The organism is Clostridium sp. FP2, assembly GCF_011065955.2.
Taxonomy (GTDB): domain Bacteria; phylum Bacillota; class Clostridia; order Clostridiales; family Clostridiaceae; genus Clostridium_AD; species Clostridium_AD tagluense.
Map to the genome: position 1 here is coordinate 3,051,251 of NZ_JAAMNI020000001.1, position 15,259 is coordinate 3,066,509.

14 protein-coding genes, 1 tRNA gene and 1 pseudogene are annotated in these 15,259 nt (G+C 31.5%); all 16 read right to left on the minus strand.

Features of this window, described 5'->3' with window-relative positions; genetic code table 11:
- Positions 1–26: 26 nt before the first annotated feature.
- Positions 27–173 carry a hypothetical protein gene (locus G9F71_RS14710; RefSeq protein ID WP_164949839.1) on the minus strand — a complete coding sequence of 49 codons (147 nt, stop codon included), beginning with the start codon at positions 171–173 and terminating at the stop codon, positions 27–29.
- A 3-nt stretch (positions 174–176) separates the two neighbouring features.
- Entirely contained in the window at positions 177–497 is a 321-nt protein-coding gene (locus G9F71_RS14715) for a hypothetical protein (protein WP_164949840.1), read from the minus strand.
- 733 nt (positions 498–1,230) lie between these two features.
- Positions 1,231–1,752 (minus strand): annotated as a pseudogene (locus G9F71_RS14720) (tyrosine-type recombinase/integrase); the annotation flags it as partial.
- Positions 1,753–1,780: 28 nt separating this feature from the next.
- Entirely contained in the window at positions 1,781–2,185 is a 405-nt protein-coding gene (locus tag G9F71_RS14725) for a hypothetical protein (RefSeq protein WP_164949842.1), read from the minus strand.
- 133 nt (positions 2,186–2,318) lie between these two features.
- Positions 2,319–2,394 (minus strand) — tRNA-Pro (locus tag G9F71_RS14730).
- Positions 2,395–2,506: 112 nt separating this feature from the next.
- A complete protein-coding gene (spoIVA, locus tag G9F71_RS14735; protein ID WP_164949843.1) occupies positions 2,507–3,985 on the minus strand; it encodes a stage IV sporulation protein A in 1,479 nt (492 codons plus the stop codon).
- A 155-nt stretch (positions 3,986–4,140) separates the two neighbouring features.
- Complete coding sequence (locus G9F71_RS14740; protein ID WP_164943723.1) at positions 4,141–5,133, minus strand: NAD(P)H-dependent glycerol-3-phosphate dehydrogenase; 993 nt, start codon at positions 5,131–5,133, stop codon at positions 4,141–4,143.
- Position 5,134: 1 nt separating this feature from the next.
- Complete coding sequence (der, locus tag G9F71_RS14745) at positions 5,135–6,451, minus strand: ribosome biogenesis GTPase Der (RefSeq protein WP_125005613.1); 1,317 nt, start codon at positions 6,449–6,451, stop codon at positions 5,135–5,137.
- Positions 6,451–7,788 (minus strand): DUF512 domain-containing protein, encoded by a 1,338-nt coding sequence (locus tag G9F71_RS14750; protein ID WP_164949844.1) that lies wholly within the window; start codon positions 7,786–7,788, stop codon positions 6,451–6,453. Before G9F71_RS14750 ends, der begins: the two co-directional genes overlap by 1 nt.
- A 328-nt stretch (positions 7,789–8,116) precedes the next feature.
- A complete protein-coding gene (locus G9F71_RS14755; RefSeq protein WP_164949845.1) occupies positions 8,117–8,941 on the minus strand; it encodes a substrate-binding domain-containing protein in 825 nt (274 codons plus the stop codon).
- 109 nt (positions 8,942–9,050) lie between these two features.
- On the minus strand, positions 9,051–9,707 hold the full coding sequence (gene phoU / locus G9F71_RS14760) for a phosphate signaling complex protein PhoU (RefSeq protein WP_164949846.1): 657 nt from the start codon (positions 9,705–9,707) through the stop codon (positions 9,051–9,053).
- Between the two features lie 23 nt (positions 9,708–9,730).
- On the minus strand, positions 9,731–10,483 hold the full coding sequence (gene pstB, locus G9F71_RS14765) for a phosphate ABC transporter ATP-binding protein PstB (RefSeq protein ID WP_125005605.1): 753 nt from the start codon (positions 10,481–10,483) through the stop codon (positions 9,731–9,733).
- 12 nt (positions 10,484–10,495) lie between these two features.
- Positions 10,496–11,383: a phosphate ABC transporter permease PstA gene (gene pstA, locus G9F71_RS14770; RefSeq protein ID WP_164949847.1), complete on the minus strand. Its 888-nt coding sequence runs from the start codon at positions 11,381–11,383 to the stop codon at positions 10,496–10,498.
- The gene (gene pstC, locus G9F71_RS14775) at positions 11,383–12,279 is read right to left on the minus strand and encodes a phosphate ABC transporter permease subunit PstC (protein ID WP_164949848.1); all 897 of its coding nucleotides are present in this window, start codon (positions 12,277–12,279) and stop codon (positions 11,383–11,385) included. The genes pstA and pstC overlap by 1 nt, the downstream gene beginning before the upstream one ends.
- 202 nt (positions 12,280–12,481) lie before the next feature.
- Positions 12,482–13,372 carry a phosphate ABC transporter substrate-binding protein gene (locus G9F71_RS14780; RefSeq protein ID WP_164949849.1) on the minus strand — a complete coding sequence of 297 codons (891 nt, stop codon included), beginning with the start codon at positions 13,370–13,372 and terminating at the stop codon, positions 12,482–12,484.
- A 181-nt stretch (positions 13,373–13,553) separates the two neighbouring features.
- Positions 13,554–15,257, minus strand: coding sequence for a two-component system histidine kinase PnpS (gene pnpS / locus G9F71_RS14785; RefSeq protein WP_164949850.1), 1,704 nt, complete (start codon positions 15,255–15,257; stop codon positions 13,554–13,556).
- Positions 15,258–15,259 lie beyond the last annotated feature (2 nt).

Sequence of the window (15,259 nt, forward strand, 5' to 3'; positions counted from 1 at the left end):
ACAACATTTTTTATCGCAGTATTTTCCTAAATCATAGCTTTTTCCATAGCTTCTATTGTGATTTTTTCTTCTGCTGTTATTAAGTTCTTAGCTACTGCGTTATCTAAATTAGTAGTGGTAAATCCAGAATTAATTTTCCAACATGATACAAAATAATTATATAATTTACTCATTTTCTACACCTTCAATAATGAATTTATAGCATTTTGATTTTCCTTTAATGCATTTTGTATTGCTATAATTTGCATTTCTGTAGATATGTAAGGTTTATAATTTTGGTCTACTATAAATCCTTCAGGCACCGTATATTTATATTTTTGTGGTGCTATTATATCTAGTGTTTCGACATTATTATATTGATTGCACTCTCCCATACACCCTATAATATATTCACCTGTTGAATCCTTTACTAATAGTCCATTTTCTACTACTTTGGATGTGTCCACAATATTTGATACCACATCATCTGATTTTCTTGTAATTATTGTTTTTAACATTATAGTACCTTCCTAGAATATTTTGGTTTAACATTATTTATATAATGTTAATTTACTACTAGATTCAACACAAAACTATTTGTTCCTTTAATATTTGTAAATTAAGTATAAAAGAACAGTTCTTGCTTCTTTATGTAAAATAAAAATCCTAAAGCTAGATTTTTCTAACCTCAAGCTTAAAATTATTGTGCTATGTTTACTATTTCACTTGACATTACGAACTTGAACTTCTAATATTTGGGAATGTTAAGCACGACGTAGTTACCCTAAAAAAATTAGGATAACATTAATATTTGGTTGATGTTGAAGTCTCTCGAAAGCCTATTTGTTGTAATACTTTTATATGCACTCTATTCCCATACATACTCATATACTTATACTGCTTGTCCATGATTATATTACACCCTTGTCTTGCGACTAATAGCGAACCACCCTAAGTAATATTTAAACAGGACACTTATACCCTGCTAAGGGTGAAACGTACAAATAGGCTTAAATACTATAACTCCCCATTAATTTTATAGCATCGGCTTAATGTCACCTACTAGAATTATTTAGAGTTGCTCTAGTGCTTATACAACTAACCTATCACCTTATTTTAGGGTATAGGAAACAAAACCCTCTTGCACTTATTATTTTTTCGAATTATAATAAGTATACGATGTTTATAGAAGGAATCATTAATCTATATTCAGTTTTTTCCAAAGGCTTGAAGGTATGAACTTCGTAGCCTTTATTTTTTTATCTTTACGTATTTCCCTTTATTTGTTGTAGGTTGCATAAGTTCTAATGGGTTAATTAAATCAAAGTCCTTTTGTAAATCCACCAGAAATAAATCCATATATTCTTTTACTGTAGATAAATCTGCGTGTCCTAAAATTTGTTGGAGTCTAAAGGGATCACCTTTGCCATTTATAATCCAAATTTTAGCAAATGTATGTCTCCATAAATGAATTCCTGTTCGCATTACCCCACGCTTATTATTGTATTTTATTAGACTATGTTGAATTGCATTATTTGTAAGCTTCTCCCCATATCTACTACAAAATAACCAATCTTCTTCATTTGCATTTCTAATATCTATATATTCTTTCAATACATTTGTTAAAGTCCGAGAAACCGGAACTATTTGATGATATCTATTTTTAGTTGTGCTATAATGCAATAATTGATTCTTTAAATCAACATCACTTATTTTTAAGTTTATTAATGTTCTAACTCTCATCCCCGTGGCTAAAAGTGTATTGATAACAGTCCAGTTCCTAAAATTAACAAAATCAGTTTCATTTAAATCGGATTTTACAAGTTATCTTTATTTCCTGTTCTGTATAGGTTTCTTTAATTTTCTTGTCCTGCTTCATAGATGGGATTTTAAAGTCTTCTAAGTAACCCATTTTCATGAAGTAATATAACATTACTCTTACACCATTTATTGCAGTATTAAAAGATATAGAGCTTTCTAGTTCTGTGTTTTTAAGATTTAATATAAAATAATCTACTGTTTGCTTTGTAATATCCTTTACCAAATTATCATCAGTATAAAATTTAGTAAATCGATTATAAGATTCCTCGTAAAAAGTCAGTGTTGCATCTGCAAGATTTTTAACTCTACAGTGTAATATAAATTCCTTAAATGCGTCTTTTAAAGTTTTTTTGGATAAAGGTTTAATTTTTAATTCTTTTCTCATTTATATACCCTCCTAGCACAACAAAAAAACAAAATAGACCACCTAATTAAAATCTCCTAAGAAATTTAATCATGTGGTCTATTTTATGAGATTAACAGTTTAAAACACCTTCAAACCGTTGGTATACCTAGGATGGTCTGAGTGACAAGAGTCGAACTTGCGACCTCATGAACCCCATTCATGCGCGCTACCAACTGCGCTACACCCAGTTAACAACTTTATTATAGCATGAAATTTTAGATTGATTCAAGATTAAATTTAGTTTTGAGTTATAAGAAATGTTCCCTATAACTCAAAACTACTAAATAATAAAAAATATTATTATAGTATAATACATATCAAGCTTCCATTACCTTCATTTATAATTCTTTGTAGCGTCTTTTGAATTTTTATTTGAACATCATCAGGCATCTTAAATAATTTATTTTGAAGACCCTCTTTAACCAATACTTCTAAAGATTTACCAAACATATTACTCTGCCAAATTTGAGATTTATCGTTCTCAAACTGTTCTAATATTGAATTATAGAATTCTTCACTTTGCTTTTCTGTACCCATAATAGGAGATACTTCTGTGGTTATATTAGCCTTAATAAAGTGTAACGACGGCGCTGAAGCCTTTAGTTTAACTCCATATCTACCACCATGCTGTATCATTTCAGGCTCTTCTAAGGTCATTTCTGAAAGCTGTGGTGCCACTAAGCCATAGCCTTTTTCTTTAACATCTCTTAGTGCATCTGCAATTTTATCATATTCCACTTTTGCTTTAGAGAATTCGCCCATTAATGTTAATAAATCATTTTCACCTTTTATTTCGCAATCACAAGTTTCACCTAGTATTTTGTAAAATAATTCATGTTTAGGAATTATATTAACTCTAGCAGTGCCTTCTCCCATATTCATTTCATCAAGTCTTGCAGAGTCTAAAAAATCGACCTCCTTAAAACTGAGTAGAGATTTATTTATATCCCTAACCTTAAAAATATCCTTGCACATATCTTTTAAGAATTTCATAAAATTAATTTTCACCCAATGCTTAGAACTTAAGTTTTCAATCCATTCAGGCATATCTATGTTAATTTCTTTAACTGGGAATTCTCTAAGAATTCTTTGGAATATATTAGCTATATCCTCTTCTTTCATATTTAGTACATCCATAACTTGAACTGGAACATCATATTTTTCTTCCAATTCCCTTGCTAAAGATTCTGTTTCAGGCGCAGCTGCATTTTTAGAATTTAACACCACTATGAAAGGTTTATTAATGGCTTTAAGTTCATCAACTACTCTTTTTTCAGCTTCTAAATATTCTTCTCTTTTTATACCTGTAATAGAACCATCTGTAGTAATTAAAAGACCAATAGTTGAATGCTCATTTATTACTTTTTTTGTTCCAAGCTCTGCCGCTTCCTCAAATGGAATCTCATAGTCGTACCAAGGAGTTGTAACCATTTTAGGTGTCTCCCCTTCTTCGTATCCTACCGCTCCTTTAACAATATATCCAACACAATCAACCATTCTAACTTTGAGTTTAGTACCACCGTCAAAATCAATTTCAACTGCTTCGTTGGGTACAAATTTAGGTTCAGTGGTATGAATTGATTTTCCTGAACCACTTTGAGGCAGTTCATCTTTTGCTCTTTCTTTTTTATGAGGATTATCTATTCTAGGAATTACCATAAGCTCCATAAACCTTTTTATAAATGTTGATTTTCCAGTTCTTACTGGACCTACAACACCTACATAAATATCCCCTTGCGTTCTCTCTGCTATATCTTTGTATATATCAAAATTATCCAAGATATACCCTCCCAATAATTATTATTACCATTATAAATATATTTTATATAACAATAAATTATTACTACAGATTGAAAATATATAAAAAACCCAGTTTTTCATTAACTTCTTAATGAAAAACTGGGTTTTACTATTAATGACTTTATAAAATGTGGTTAAACCTCATCTTTTTTATTTCTTGACATAAGTTCATGTACTCCATCTTTAGGGTCTTTACCTTCAAATAGTACTTTGTAAAGCACATCTGTAATAGGCATAGAAACTTGCGCTTTTTCTTTAAGTTCATAAAAGGCTCTTGTGGCTTTTATACCTTCAACCACCATTCCTATTTCCTCGCAAGCTTTCTCCATTGGAACACCCTTTCCAATTAAAATACCGGCTCTTCTATTCCTACTATGCATACTAGTGCAAGTTACGATAAGATCGCCCATACCTGTTAATCCATAGAAAGTTTCAGTTTTACCGCCAAGCACAGTGCCTATTTTTATAATTTCACTCATTCCTCTTGTCATAAGTGCAGCCTTAGAATTATCACCATAGCCTATTCCATCTGACACGCCTGCTGCTAGTGCAATAATGTTTTTAACTGCTCCACCTATTTCTACTCCAATAATGTCTTCATTAGTGTAAACTCTAAATTTACTGGTCATAAATACATCTTGAACTATCTTTGCATACTCCATTTTTTTAGAAGTAACTACTACTGTTGTAGGTATCTCTAAGGCAACCTCTTCTGCATGACTAGGACCTGAAAGTATTACTATAGGGTTACTCGGAATTTCTTCTTCTATAACCTGTGAAATTCTTTTTGATGAATGTTCTTCGATTCCTTTTGCAATGCTAACCACAATTTGATTTTGTTTTAAGTGTGGTGCTATCATCACACTTAATTCTCTTATTGCATGGGATGGAACTGATAACACAATTATGTCGCTATCACATATAGCCTTTTCTATATCAATGAATGCTGTTACTCCTGCTGGCACGATAACCTTGGGTAAATATTTAACGTTTTCTCTTTTGATGTTAATATCATCAATTACACTAATTTTTCTATCCCATATGTTAACATTAATTCCTTTTTTGGCAAGCATTATAGACAATGCGCTACCGAAACTACCACCACCTAAAAAAGCAACTTTTAACATTCTATTCCTTCCTTTCCCTAAATATAAGCTTTATACCTGTTCCCAAAAATTCAAAGCTATTTCTCAATTGATTTTCTAAATATCTTTCATAAGAGAAATGCAATAAATTTTCATTATTTACAAAGAACACAAATGTTGGTGGTTTAGAAGCTACTTGAGTAACATAAAATATTTTTAATCTCTTATTTGCTACTGTTGGAGGTTCTTTCATTAATACAGCCTTATTTACAACCTCATTAAGTATGCCTGTAGAAATTCTTTTCGAATAATTTTCATAGCATTCTTTTATTGTTGAAAGTACCTTATGCACTCTTTGGCCTGTTTTTGCAGATATAAATAAATATGGTGCATATGCCATAAAGTTTAACCCTGCTTGTATTCTCTTTTTATACTCAAGCATAGTTTTATCATCTTTTTCAATAAGATCCCATTTATTTACTATTACTAAAATAGCTTTTTTCATCTCATGAGCATACCCTATAATTTTCTCATCTTGATCACTTAATTCCTCTGTAGCAGTTAACATAAGTATAACTACATCAGCTCTCTCCACTGCTGCTAAGGATCTAATAACACTATATCTTTCAATGCCTTCTTCTACTTTGCTTTTTCTTCTTATTCCTGCAGTATCTATAAGAACAAATTTTCCTTCCTGCGTTTCAATTTTACTATCAATTGCATCTCTAGTTGTACCTGCGATATCAGTTACTATATTTCTTTCTTCTCCAAGCATTCTATTTATCAATGATGATTTACCAACATTCGGCTTACCTACCACTGCAACTTGAATATATTCTTCATCTTCTGCTAGTGAATAGACACTATCAAAATGCGTTACTACCTCATCTAACATATCTCCAAGTCCAAGTGCTTGAGTTGCAGAAATAGCAAAGGGGGTTCCTATACCTAAATTGTAGAATTCAAAGGCATTTGCTTCTAGTTGAAGATGATCTATTTTATTTACAACCAATACTATTGGTTTTTTGCTTTGTCTAAGCATTTGAGCAACTTCATAATCTGCACCTGTAAGGCCCTGCTTACCGTCTACAATAAATATTATAACATCTGATGTTTCTATAGCTATTTGTGCCTGTCTTCTCATTTGTGCTAAAATAATATCTTGACTTTCAATTTCAATACCACCTGTATCAATCAGTGTGAAATTGTGTCTAAGCCAATCCGCATCTGCATACACTCTGTCTCTTGTTACACCTGGTTTATCATCAACTATTGATATTCTTTTACCTGCTAACTTATTAAATAAGGTAGATTTACCTACATTAGGCCTTCCTACTATTGCTACTATTGGTTTTGCCATTATTCTGCCTCCCGACTATTTTGGTTTATTATATGGATTAAATCTTCTCCTGAATAATCACATATTAAAACTTTTATATTTAAACTTTTTTCTAAATCACTTACCGTAATATTATCTAAGAATATTTGCTGATCGTAATCTCCTAATTCATATCCACTTTTCAACATATTGCTAGGAATTATTATATAATCCCCTAGTTTTTCGTCCTTTAGCTGATTAATTATATCTTTTCCCGTTAAAAGACCTGCTACTGTAATAGTTTCTCCAAAAAAATGATTTACTATTTTTTTAACATTAATATTAATTTTGTTATTAGTTGTAGTGATTTTCTCAGCTACCTTTAGTATTTCTGCATAGGCTGATTGCCCTGTTATAAAGGTGAATTTCCCACTATGATTTAGCTCAAGGTCTGCTACATCTTCATCAATAACGTTTCTAAGCATCCTTATCATACCAATTCCATCTTCTAACTGATCATAACCATCATAGAAATCTTCCTCTGGAACATCAATACCTGCTGTAACGTAAAATTCATCTGACAACCTTACAAAAGGCGATCCGATTTCGTTAATGTATTTTTCTTGTAATTCCTTTACGCATTCAATTTCTTGCCTTGCAGTATTTTCATCATACAAAGTCAAATTAAATAAGCCTTCTCTATACTTAGTTATCCCAACGGGTACAACCGCTAAATTTTCAATGCTTGGATAAAGCTTATATAAATCTTCAATTGTTTTTATAAGTTCAGGTCCATTATTAATGCCAGGACACGAAACCACTTGACAATTGATTTTAATGGAAGCTTCAGCCAGCCTCTTTAACCTATCATAAACATCTCCAGCAAATTTATTGTTTAACATTATCTTTCTAAGCTCTGCATCAGTAGTGTGAACTGACACATTAATAGGACTTATCTTATATCGAATTATTCTTTCAATGTCTTCTTCCTTCATATTGGTTAAGGTTACAAAATTACCTTGGAAAAACGATAACCTTGAATCATCATCCTTAAAATAAAGTGTTTCTCTCATTCCTTCTGGCAATTGATCAATAAAACAGAATATACATTTATTATGACAACTCTTTGGCTTATCCAAAATGGCATCAACAAATTGGATTCCTAAATCTTCATCATATTCCTTTTCAACTTCAATCTCCCAAACCTCACCGTCAGCCTTTTCAATCTCAATTGATATAAGTTCATCTGTAATTAAAAATTTGTAATCTATAATATCTATTACAGCATTGCCATTTATACTAATTAATCTATCTCCCACTTCTAACTCAATTTCTTCTGCAATACTTCCTGGAAGTATCTTAGATATCTGATTTTTCATTTTTACCTCCTGTTTAACAATAACCTTTCATTTAAAAGGCTTTATGAGGAATTAGAAATATTATACTAAAATTAAATATTTTTTTTAAGTATATAGTACTAAATATTTAATATTTAATTTAAAAAAACCAATTAGTTTAATAATAAATTATAGCATTCCATTAAGTTATATTACATGAATTCAATATTTAAGTCAACGTTATTAGTCTTTAAAAGAAGAAAAAGTGCATATATCGCAAATTTTGCGCTTTTTCACGTACTCCTACTAGAAAATTTGTGATTAATAAATAATTTACTACAGAATAAAAATACCTCCTAAGAAGGAGGTACTAAAATGCTTCTATGCAATATTTTCTTATAATCTTTTTACAATCTTCACTTTTAAAATACTGAAAAAGCTCCTTTAGACTATCTTTTTTTTCTTTGGAGTAACACATTTGTATTGGAAATCTTAAAGAATACAGTTTATTCTTTAAATTTGAGGTCGTAATGTCAATCCCATTTAATTTTAAAAACACACTCTCTTTATTATACCACTGTCCAGGCATAAAACCTATAGCATTTTTATTCTGAGCAACAAAATTTTTCATTTCTTCTATACTTCCTACATACTGCATATTACTACTCATTTGTTCTTTTACAGGAGTATCCATTATTTTTATATCAAATTCATACTGAACTGAATTCATAATATTTTTAAAAGCTACAGGGACTATCGTTTTTGATTCACCCTTTAACTTTTCCCAGTTTACTATATTTCCGGTATATATTTTTTTCAAGTCAGAAGTTCCAATACTATTTGCTTTATTAGTGGCGTTAACAATAATGCCAATACCATCATAAGCTAGCATCTCAGAATCAATTTCCTTATTATCTGACTGAACATATCCAATTAATATATCCACTTTAGAATTTTTCAGTTTACTAAAAGCACTTTCTCTGTCAACAGACTCCACAGTAACTACAGGGTCATTATTTAAATTATAATCCCGTACTAAATCATTTACCATGGGAAAAACTGTGTCCTCACAAATTATTCTAATGTTCTTAGGCTTCTGGTCTTTGGTTTCTGCATCTTTTTTGCATCCTACACCTAACATAGCAATTGTAATGCTAAAGATTAGCCAAAGTGTTTTTAATCTTTTTTTCTTCATAATCACTACTCCACTACAAAATTTTAAATATATAGCTAATGCCGTATAAATATGGCTAACTATGTTTTCATATTTATTGTAATTGTAGCTTTTGTATTTCACGTAAAAACTATTCGTTTAAATTAACTTTTTCTCCAGTAACTAAATAAATTGTCCATTCACATATGTTTGTAGTATGATCAGCAATTCTTTCTAGCCACTTACAAATAAATAAAAACTGCGTAGCTTGAGTTACTGTCTCTTGATTTTTAAACATTAATTGTAGAAGTTCTGCAAATACTTCCTTATAAATATCGTCTACTTGATCGTCTCGTTTGCAAACTTCATATGCCTTTTCAACATCCCCTGCCACATAAGCGTCCAAGGAGTCCCTTATCATAAGTATTACTATCTCAGCCATTCTAGGTATGTCTATTAATTCCTTTATATACTTTTCATCTTTTAATCTTACGGTTATTTTAGCAACGTCCACAGCATAATCCGCCATTCTCTCAAGGTCTGTTACTATTTTTGTTGTAGTAAAAATATTTCTTAAATCTATTGCTAAAGGTTGCTGCATGGCAATTAATCTTATTGCCTTGTCTTCTATTTCTCGTTCCAGTGCATCAACTATGTCATCATTTACCATTATTCTTTCAGCCTTTTCAACGTTTTGATTAACTAAGGCATCGATGCAGTCATGAATTTGTTTTTCCACCATACTTCCCATTCTAATTAAATCATTATGAAGCTCTTCAAGACTAGCTTCAAATACTTTTCTTGCCATATTATCACCTTCCTTCTTATATTTTAACCAAATCTTCCTGTAATATAATCCTCTGTTCTTTTATCTTGAGGTTTATAAAATATATTTTCTGTTTTACCATTCTCAACTATTTCTCCATTAAGAAAAAATGCGGTATAATCAGAAATTCTACCTGCTTGCTGCATATTATGAGTAACAATAATAACTGTATACTTTTTTTTAAGCACATCCATTAATTCTTCAACCTTTAATGTGGAAATAGGGTCTAAAGCAGAGGTTGGTTCATCCATTAATAAAACTTCAGGTTGTACAGCCAAAGTTCTAGCTATACATAAACGTTGTTGCTGTCCACCAGATAACCCTAGTGCACTCTTTTTAAGCCGGTCTTTTACTTCATTCCAAAGGGCAGCCCCCTTTAAACTATCCTCTACAATTTCATCAAGTTCTTTTTTATTAGTTAGGCCGTGAATTTTAGGGCCATAAGCTACATTATCGTATATTGACATAGGGAAAGGATTAGGCTTTTGAAACACCATCCCTATTTTTTTCCTTAAATCTATAACATCATAGTCCGAGCTGTATATGTTTTTATTTTCGTATAAAACTTCTCCATCTATTTTAACAGAATCTATTAAATCATTCATTCTGTTAATAGTCCGTAAAAATGTTGACTTACCACAACCTGATGGTCCTATAAGTGCAGTAACTGAATTTTTCTCTATATCAATACTTACATTTTTAAGCGCTTGAACATTTCCATAATATAGATTTAAATTCTTTGCTATAACTATTCCCATGTTGGTCCCTCCCTATTTACTTCCTGTGTGAGATTCATATAATTTTTTTCCGATTATTCTTGCAGATACATTAAATATAAGCACTGCTATTATTAAAACTGCTGAAGCTCCGTTTGCTATCTTAGCAGCATCAGGCACCATTCCTTCAGAATTTAGTTTCCATATATAGACAGACAAAGTTTCAGCAGGCCTTAATAAGCTATAAGCTGAAGCTTTACTGGTTAGGCTTATATTAGTAAAGTTCAAAATTGGTGCACTCATACCAGCAGTATAAAGCAAGGCTGCTGCTTCTCCAAATATTCTTCCTGCTGCTAGTATAATACCTGTTAGAATTTGAGGCATTGCAGAAGGTAATACAACATTTTTAATGGTCTGCCACCTGGTAGCACCCAGTCCTAAACTGGCTTCTTTAACACCAAATGAGGCAGCTTTAATAGCATTCTCACAAACTCTAGTCATACCCGGTAAATTTATTATAGTTATAGCGAGCGCTCCAGCAATAAGAGAATATCCCCATTTTGTCATGTTAACAAAAACTAATAGCCCGAATAATCCTACTACTATAGAAGGCAAGGAAGCCATAGTTTCAATACTTAATCTTATAATATTTAATAACTTTCCCTCTTTTGCGTATTCAGCTAAATATATTCCAGCCCCTACCCCTAGAGGTACTGTAATTATTAGGGTTACTAAGAGCAAATGTATTGAATTATATAATTGACGTCCAATTCCTCCACCGGCTTCACCGATTTTGGGTTCACCGAATAAAAATTTTAAATTTAATGATTGTCTCCCATTATATATTATATAGCCTATAAGACTTATAAGCAAAAGAATCACTAAGGCAGAAATTATATATAAAACTATAGTTGCTATTTTATCCTTAACTTTAGAACTCATTATATATCACCTCTTTTTCCAAGTTTTCTAATTAGAAGTATAAATATAAAGGATATTAATAATAATAATAGCGCCATTGACCATAATGCGTCATTCCATGCTGTACCATAAATTGTATTTGCCATATCCATAGTTAGTATGCTTGTTAATGTAGCTGTGGTTCCAAGTAAACCCTTAGGGAAGGTAACTGAGTTTCCTATAACCATTTGCACTGCTAGTGCTTCTCCAAATGCTCTTGAAACTCCCAGGACTATGCCTGTTAATATTCCACTTTTAGCTGCTGGAATAATTACTTTAATTATAGTTTGCCATCTAGTTGCTCCAAGTCCATAGGATGCTTCTATATAATCTTTAGGTATAGTTTTTATAGCATCTGAAGAAATACTTGTTATCGTTGGTAAAATCATTACGCTAATAACTAGTACTCCTGCAAGTAGACTAAATCCTATTCCTCCAAAAAAAATCTTAATAATAGGTACTAATACACTTACTCCTATCCAGCCATAAACAACGGAAGGTATTCCCACAAATAACTCAATGGCAGGTTGAAGAACTTTTGTGCCGAGTTTTGGTGAAATTACATTCATAAATACAGCTAGTGCTACCCCTATTGGTGCACTTACTAGCACTGCAAGGAAAGAAACCACTGTTGACCCAAGAATAAATATCAAAGTTCCAAATTGAGGAGATAGTGATTCTCCGCTACCCTCTGGATTCCATGCCCCTGAGAATATAAAATGAAATATTGAATATCCATGCTTTATAAAGGTACTGAGGCCCTTAGTAGTTAGGAATAATATGATTGAAAAGGTAAGAATGACTATAATCGCACCACAAAACATTGCAAAACCGCGTCCTAGATATTCATTTTTAAGTTTTAAAAATATTTTTTTCATATCATTTTACCTCGAAAAATTATTTTAACCACATTTCAGAAGGAAAGTTCGCCATCTTCCATAAATGAGAACTTGCTACCCGAGAAAAAATAAAACTTCGGTGGTGGGTATAAAACTCCTTCTAAAATCGTTAATAGGATAAGCACCGACGGATATAAGTTAATGCAAATAAAGACTGGTTTTACCCAGCCTTTTGAGAACATTAATCTCTTTTAGCCTTCATATCTGCCATTGGGATATATCCTAGTTTTTTTATTCCTGCTTTCATTTCATCACTTATCATATAATCTAAATATGCTTTTGTTAATCCTGTAGGTTCACCCTTAGTGTACATATGCTCATATGCCCAAATTTTATATTTATCTGTGCTTATGTTTTCTGCATTTGCAGAAATACCATCAATTTTCAATACGTTTAAGCCTTGTTTATTAGCTGCATCAGAGAAGTATGATAATGCTAAGTAGCTTATTGCTCCATCTGTTTTTGTAATCATTCCTTTAACAGCTCCACTTGAATCCGAAGTTAATCCTGCCACTTCTTCCCTGCCATCTAATCCAAATTGTTTAAATGTTGCTCTAGTTCCTGAAGATGCTGGTCTATTTATAACTGTAACTGCGATGTCAGCTCCGCCAACTTCTTTCCAGTTTTTTATCTTTCCTGTAAATATATCTAATAATTGCTTCTTTGTTAAAGAGTCTACTTTAACTTTTGGATTTGTTACCGCCGCAATTCCTATAACACATACCTTGTGATCTTTTAATGCAGTAGCATCAATTCCTGCTTTGTCTTTTGCATATATATCTGAATTCCCTATTTCTACACTACTTTCTAACACTAATTTAAGTCCTGTACCACTTCCGCCACCTTGGACATTTACAGTTGCTCCTGGGTTTTTATCTTGGAAATTTTTAGCACCGAGTTCTGCTAAAGGCTGAAGTGCAGTCGACCCTGCTGCAGTTATTGAACCGGATAATTCAGTGTTTTTAGTTCCAGGTGCAGTTTTAGCTGTTTTATCTGCACAACCCGTGAAAATTCCTGCTGTCATTACAACTGCTAGTGTAGCTACCATTAATTTTAAACTTTTTTTCTTCATTGATAATTCCCCCGTTCACTTATTTTAAGTTCTTTATTAGCTATTCATTACACTTATAATATTATACCCCGAAGGTTAATTTTGTATTATGAAAAAGTTAATTAAAGTTTAACTAATGTTAATTAAACTTTACAATGAATAAAAATAAAGCTATCCCAATAATAATTGTACAGTTTTATTTCTATTCATTGTACGGAATTTCAACTATGAATTTACTACCTAGTCCAAGCTCACTTTCAACATATATTTTCCCGTTAAATTGAAGTACTATATGCTTAACAATAGCAAGGCCAAGACCTGTGCCACCATTCGATCTAGAACGAGCCTTATCCACTCTGTAAAATCTTTCGAAAATACGTGGAATTTGTTTTTTAGCTATTCCAACGCCAGTATCCTTAACCCATAGAATGAATCTATCATCGTAGACCTCTGTTCCAATGCAAATACTATCACCTGTTTCTGAGTAGTTTATTGCATTACCTACTAAGTTAATTAACATTTGTTTAAACCTATCAGCATCACCTAGCAATGCTTTTATACTGTTCTGCTCAATTGATAACTGGATTCCTTTTACATCTGCTGTGTTTTTCATTAGATTGTAAACATCTCTTATAATTTTATTAACATCAATTTTTTCTTTTTTGATTTCCTTTTGTTGTTCTATATGTGAAAGTGTTAAAATATCTGTAATTAATCTAGTTAATCTTTCGGCTTCTTCATTGATTATATTTAAAAACTTTTCCTTTGTCTCCACATCATCCACATATTTTAGGGTTTCAGCAAAGCCTTTAATAGATGTTAGCGGCGTTTTAAGTTCATGGGAAACATTAGCAACAAACTGCGTTCTCATTTTCTCTAATTTTTTCACTTCTGTAATATCTTGAACCACAGCAACAGTTCCTATATGCTGACTTCTGTTTATTATGTCTGCAGTTTTTATTCTGAGTTCTCTTTCTTGTGGCCAAACTATCTTTATTTCTTTATAGTCATCATCACTTTGATGGAAGATATCTTCTAATTGAAAATCTCTTATATTATCTAGAAGATTTTCTCCTATAATATCTTTTGTGATTCCAAACATTTTTTTAGCATAGGGGTTAATCATTATGACTTTATTTTTCCTATCAACAGCAATAACTCCACTATCCATACTTTGCAAAATAGCCTCTAGCCTGTTTTGCTTGTCTGTAACCTCATTTAAAGTGAACTCTAGTTTATCTGCCATCTCATTAAAGTTCTTTGCTAGTTGCCCTATTTCGCCACCTGATAATGTCCTGGCTCTTCTATGGATTTCCCCCTTACTAATTCTTGAAGTAATAAAAATCAAGTCTGTAATAGGTTTTACTATAATATAGGATAGTTTTAGAGAAAACCAAATTGACATTATCGCACAAAATAATATGGCCAATATGTAAAGCTTAAAATATTTACTACCTAGACCATTTACAATTTCAATAGGCATAGAACTTCTAATAATAAGACCATCATCAAAAGTAGTGGCAAAATACATCATATTCTTCTCAGTAGATGAACTATATCTCACTGAAAATCCACTGCCACTTTTTCGTGCCTCTATTAATTCTTGCCTATCATTGTGATTGCCCATAGTTTCTGCATTTACAGATGAATCATAAATAACTTTGCCTTTCTTATCTATGTAGGTTACTCTTAACTCCGAATGCGCTAAATTTTCTACGAAAAATTTCTCTTGGTCTCTTAAATTATTACTTTTCAATAAGTTAATTATCATATTATTATTTATTTCAAGTTTATCTTTTAGATTTTGTTGATATTCATAATTAAAAATAGATACAAATAGAACAGTCACTATTGCAAATATAAAAATCACAGTACTGAGCAAATATATAACTAATTTTTTTTTCATAA

Excerpts from the sequence above, each read along its gene's own strand:
- G9F71_RS14710 (WP_164949839.1), bottom strand. The coding sequence starts at position 173 with ATGAGTAAATTATATAATTATTTTGTATCATGTTGGAAAATTAATTCT.
- G9F71_RS14715 (WP_164949840.1), bottom strand. The coding sequence starts at position 497 with ATGTTAAAAACAATAATTACAAGAAAATCAGATGATGTGGTATCAAAT.
- G9F71_RS14725 (WP_164949842.1), bottom strand. The coding sequence starts at position 2,185 with ATGAGAAAAGAATTAAAAATTAAACCTTTATCCAAAAAAACTTTAAAA.
- G9F71_RS14740 (WP_164943723.1), bottom strand. The coding sequence starts at position 5,133 with ATGTTAAAAGTTGCTTTTTTAGGTGGTGGTAGTTTCGGTAGCGCATTG.
- der (WP_125005613.1), bottom strand. The coding sequence starts at position 6,451 with ATGGCAAAACCAATAGTAGCAATAGTAGGAAGGCCTAATGTAGGTAAA.
- G9F71_RS14750 (WP_164949844.1), bottom strand. The coding sequence starts at position 7,788 with ATGAAAAATCAGATATCTAAGATACTTCCAGGAAGTATTGCAGAAGAA.
- G9F71_RS14755 (WP_164949845.1), bottom strand. The coding sequence starts at position 8,941 with ATGAAGAAAAAAAGATTAAAAACACTTTGGCTAATCTTTAGCATTACA.
- phoU (WP_164949846.1), bottom strand. The coding sequence starts at position 9,707 with ATGGCAAGAAAAGTATTTGAAGCTAGTCTTGAAGAGCTTCATAATGAT.
- pstB (WP_125005605.1), bottom strand. The coding sequence starts at position 10,483 with ATGGGAATAGTTATAGCAAAGAATTTAAATCTATATTATGGAAATGTT.
- pstA (WP_164949847.1), bottom strand. The coding sequence starts at position 11,383 with ATGAGTTCTAAAGTTAAGGATAAAATAGCAACTATAGTTTTATATATA.
- pstC (WP_164949848.1), bottom strand. The coding sequence starts at position 12,279 with ATGAAAAAAATATTTTTAAAACTTAAAAATGAATATCTAGGACGCGGT.
- G9F71_RS14780 (WP_164949849.1), bottom strand. The coding sequence starts at position 13,372 with ATGAAGAAAAAAAGTTTAAAATTAATGGTAGCTACACTAGCAGTTGTA.
- pnpS (WP_164949850.1), bottom strand. The coding sequence starts at position 15,257 with ATGAAAAAAAAATTAGTTATATATTTGCTCAGTACTGTGATTTTTATA.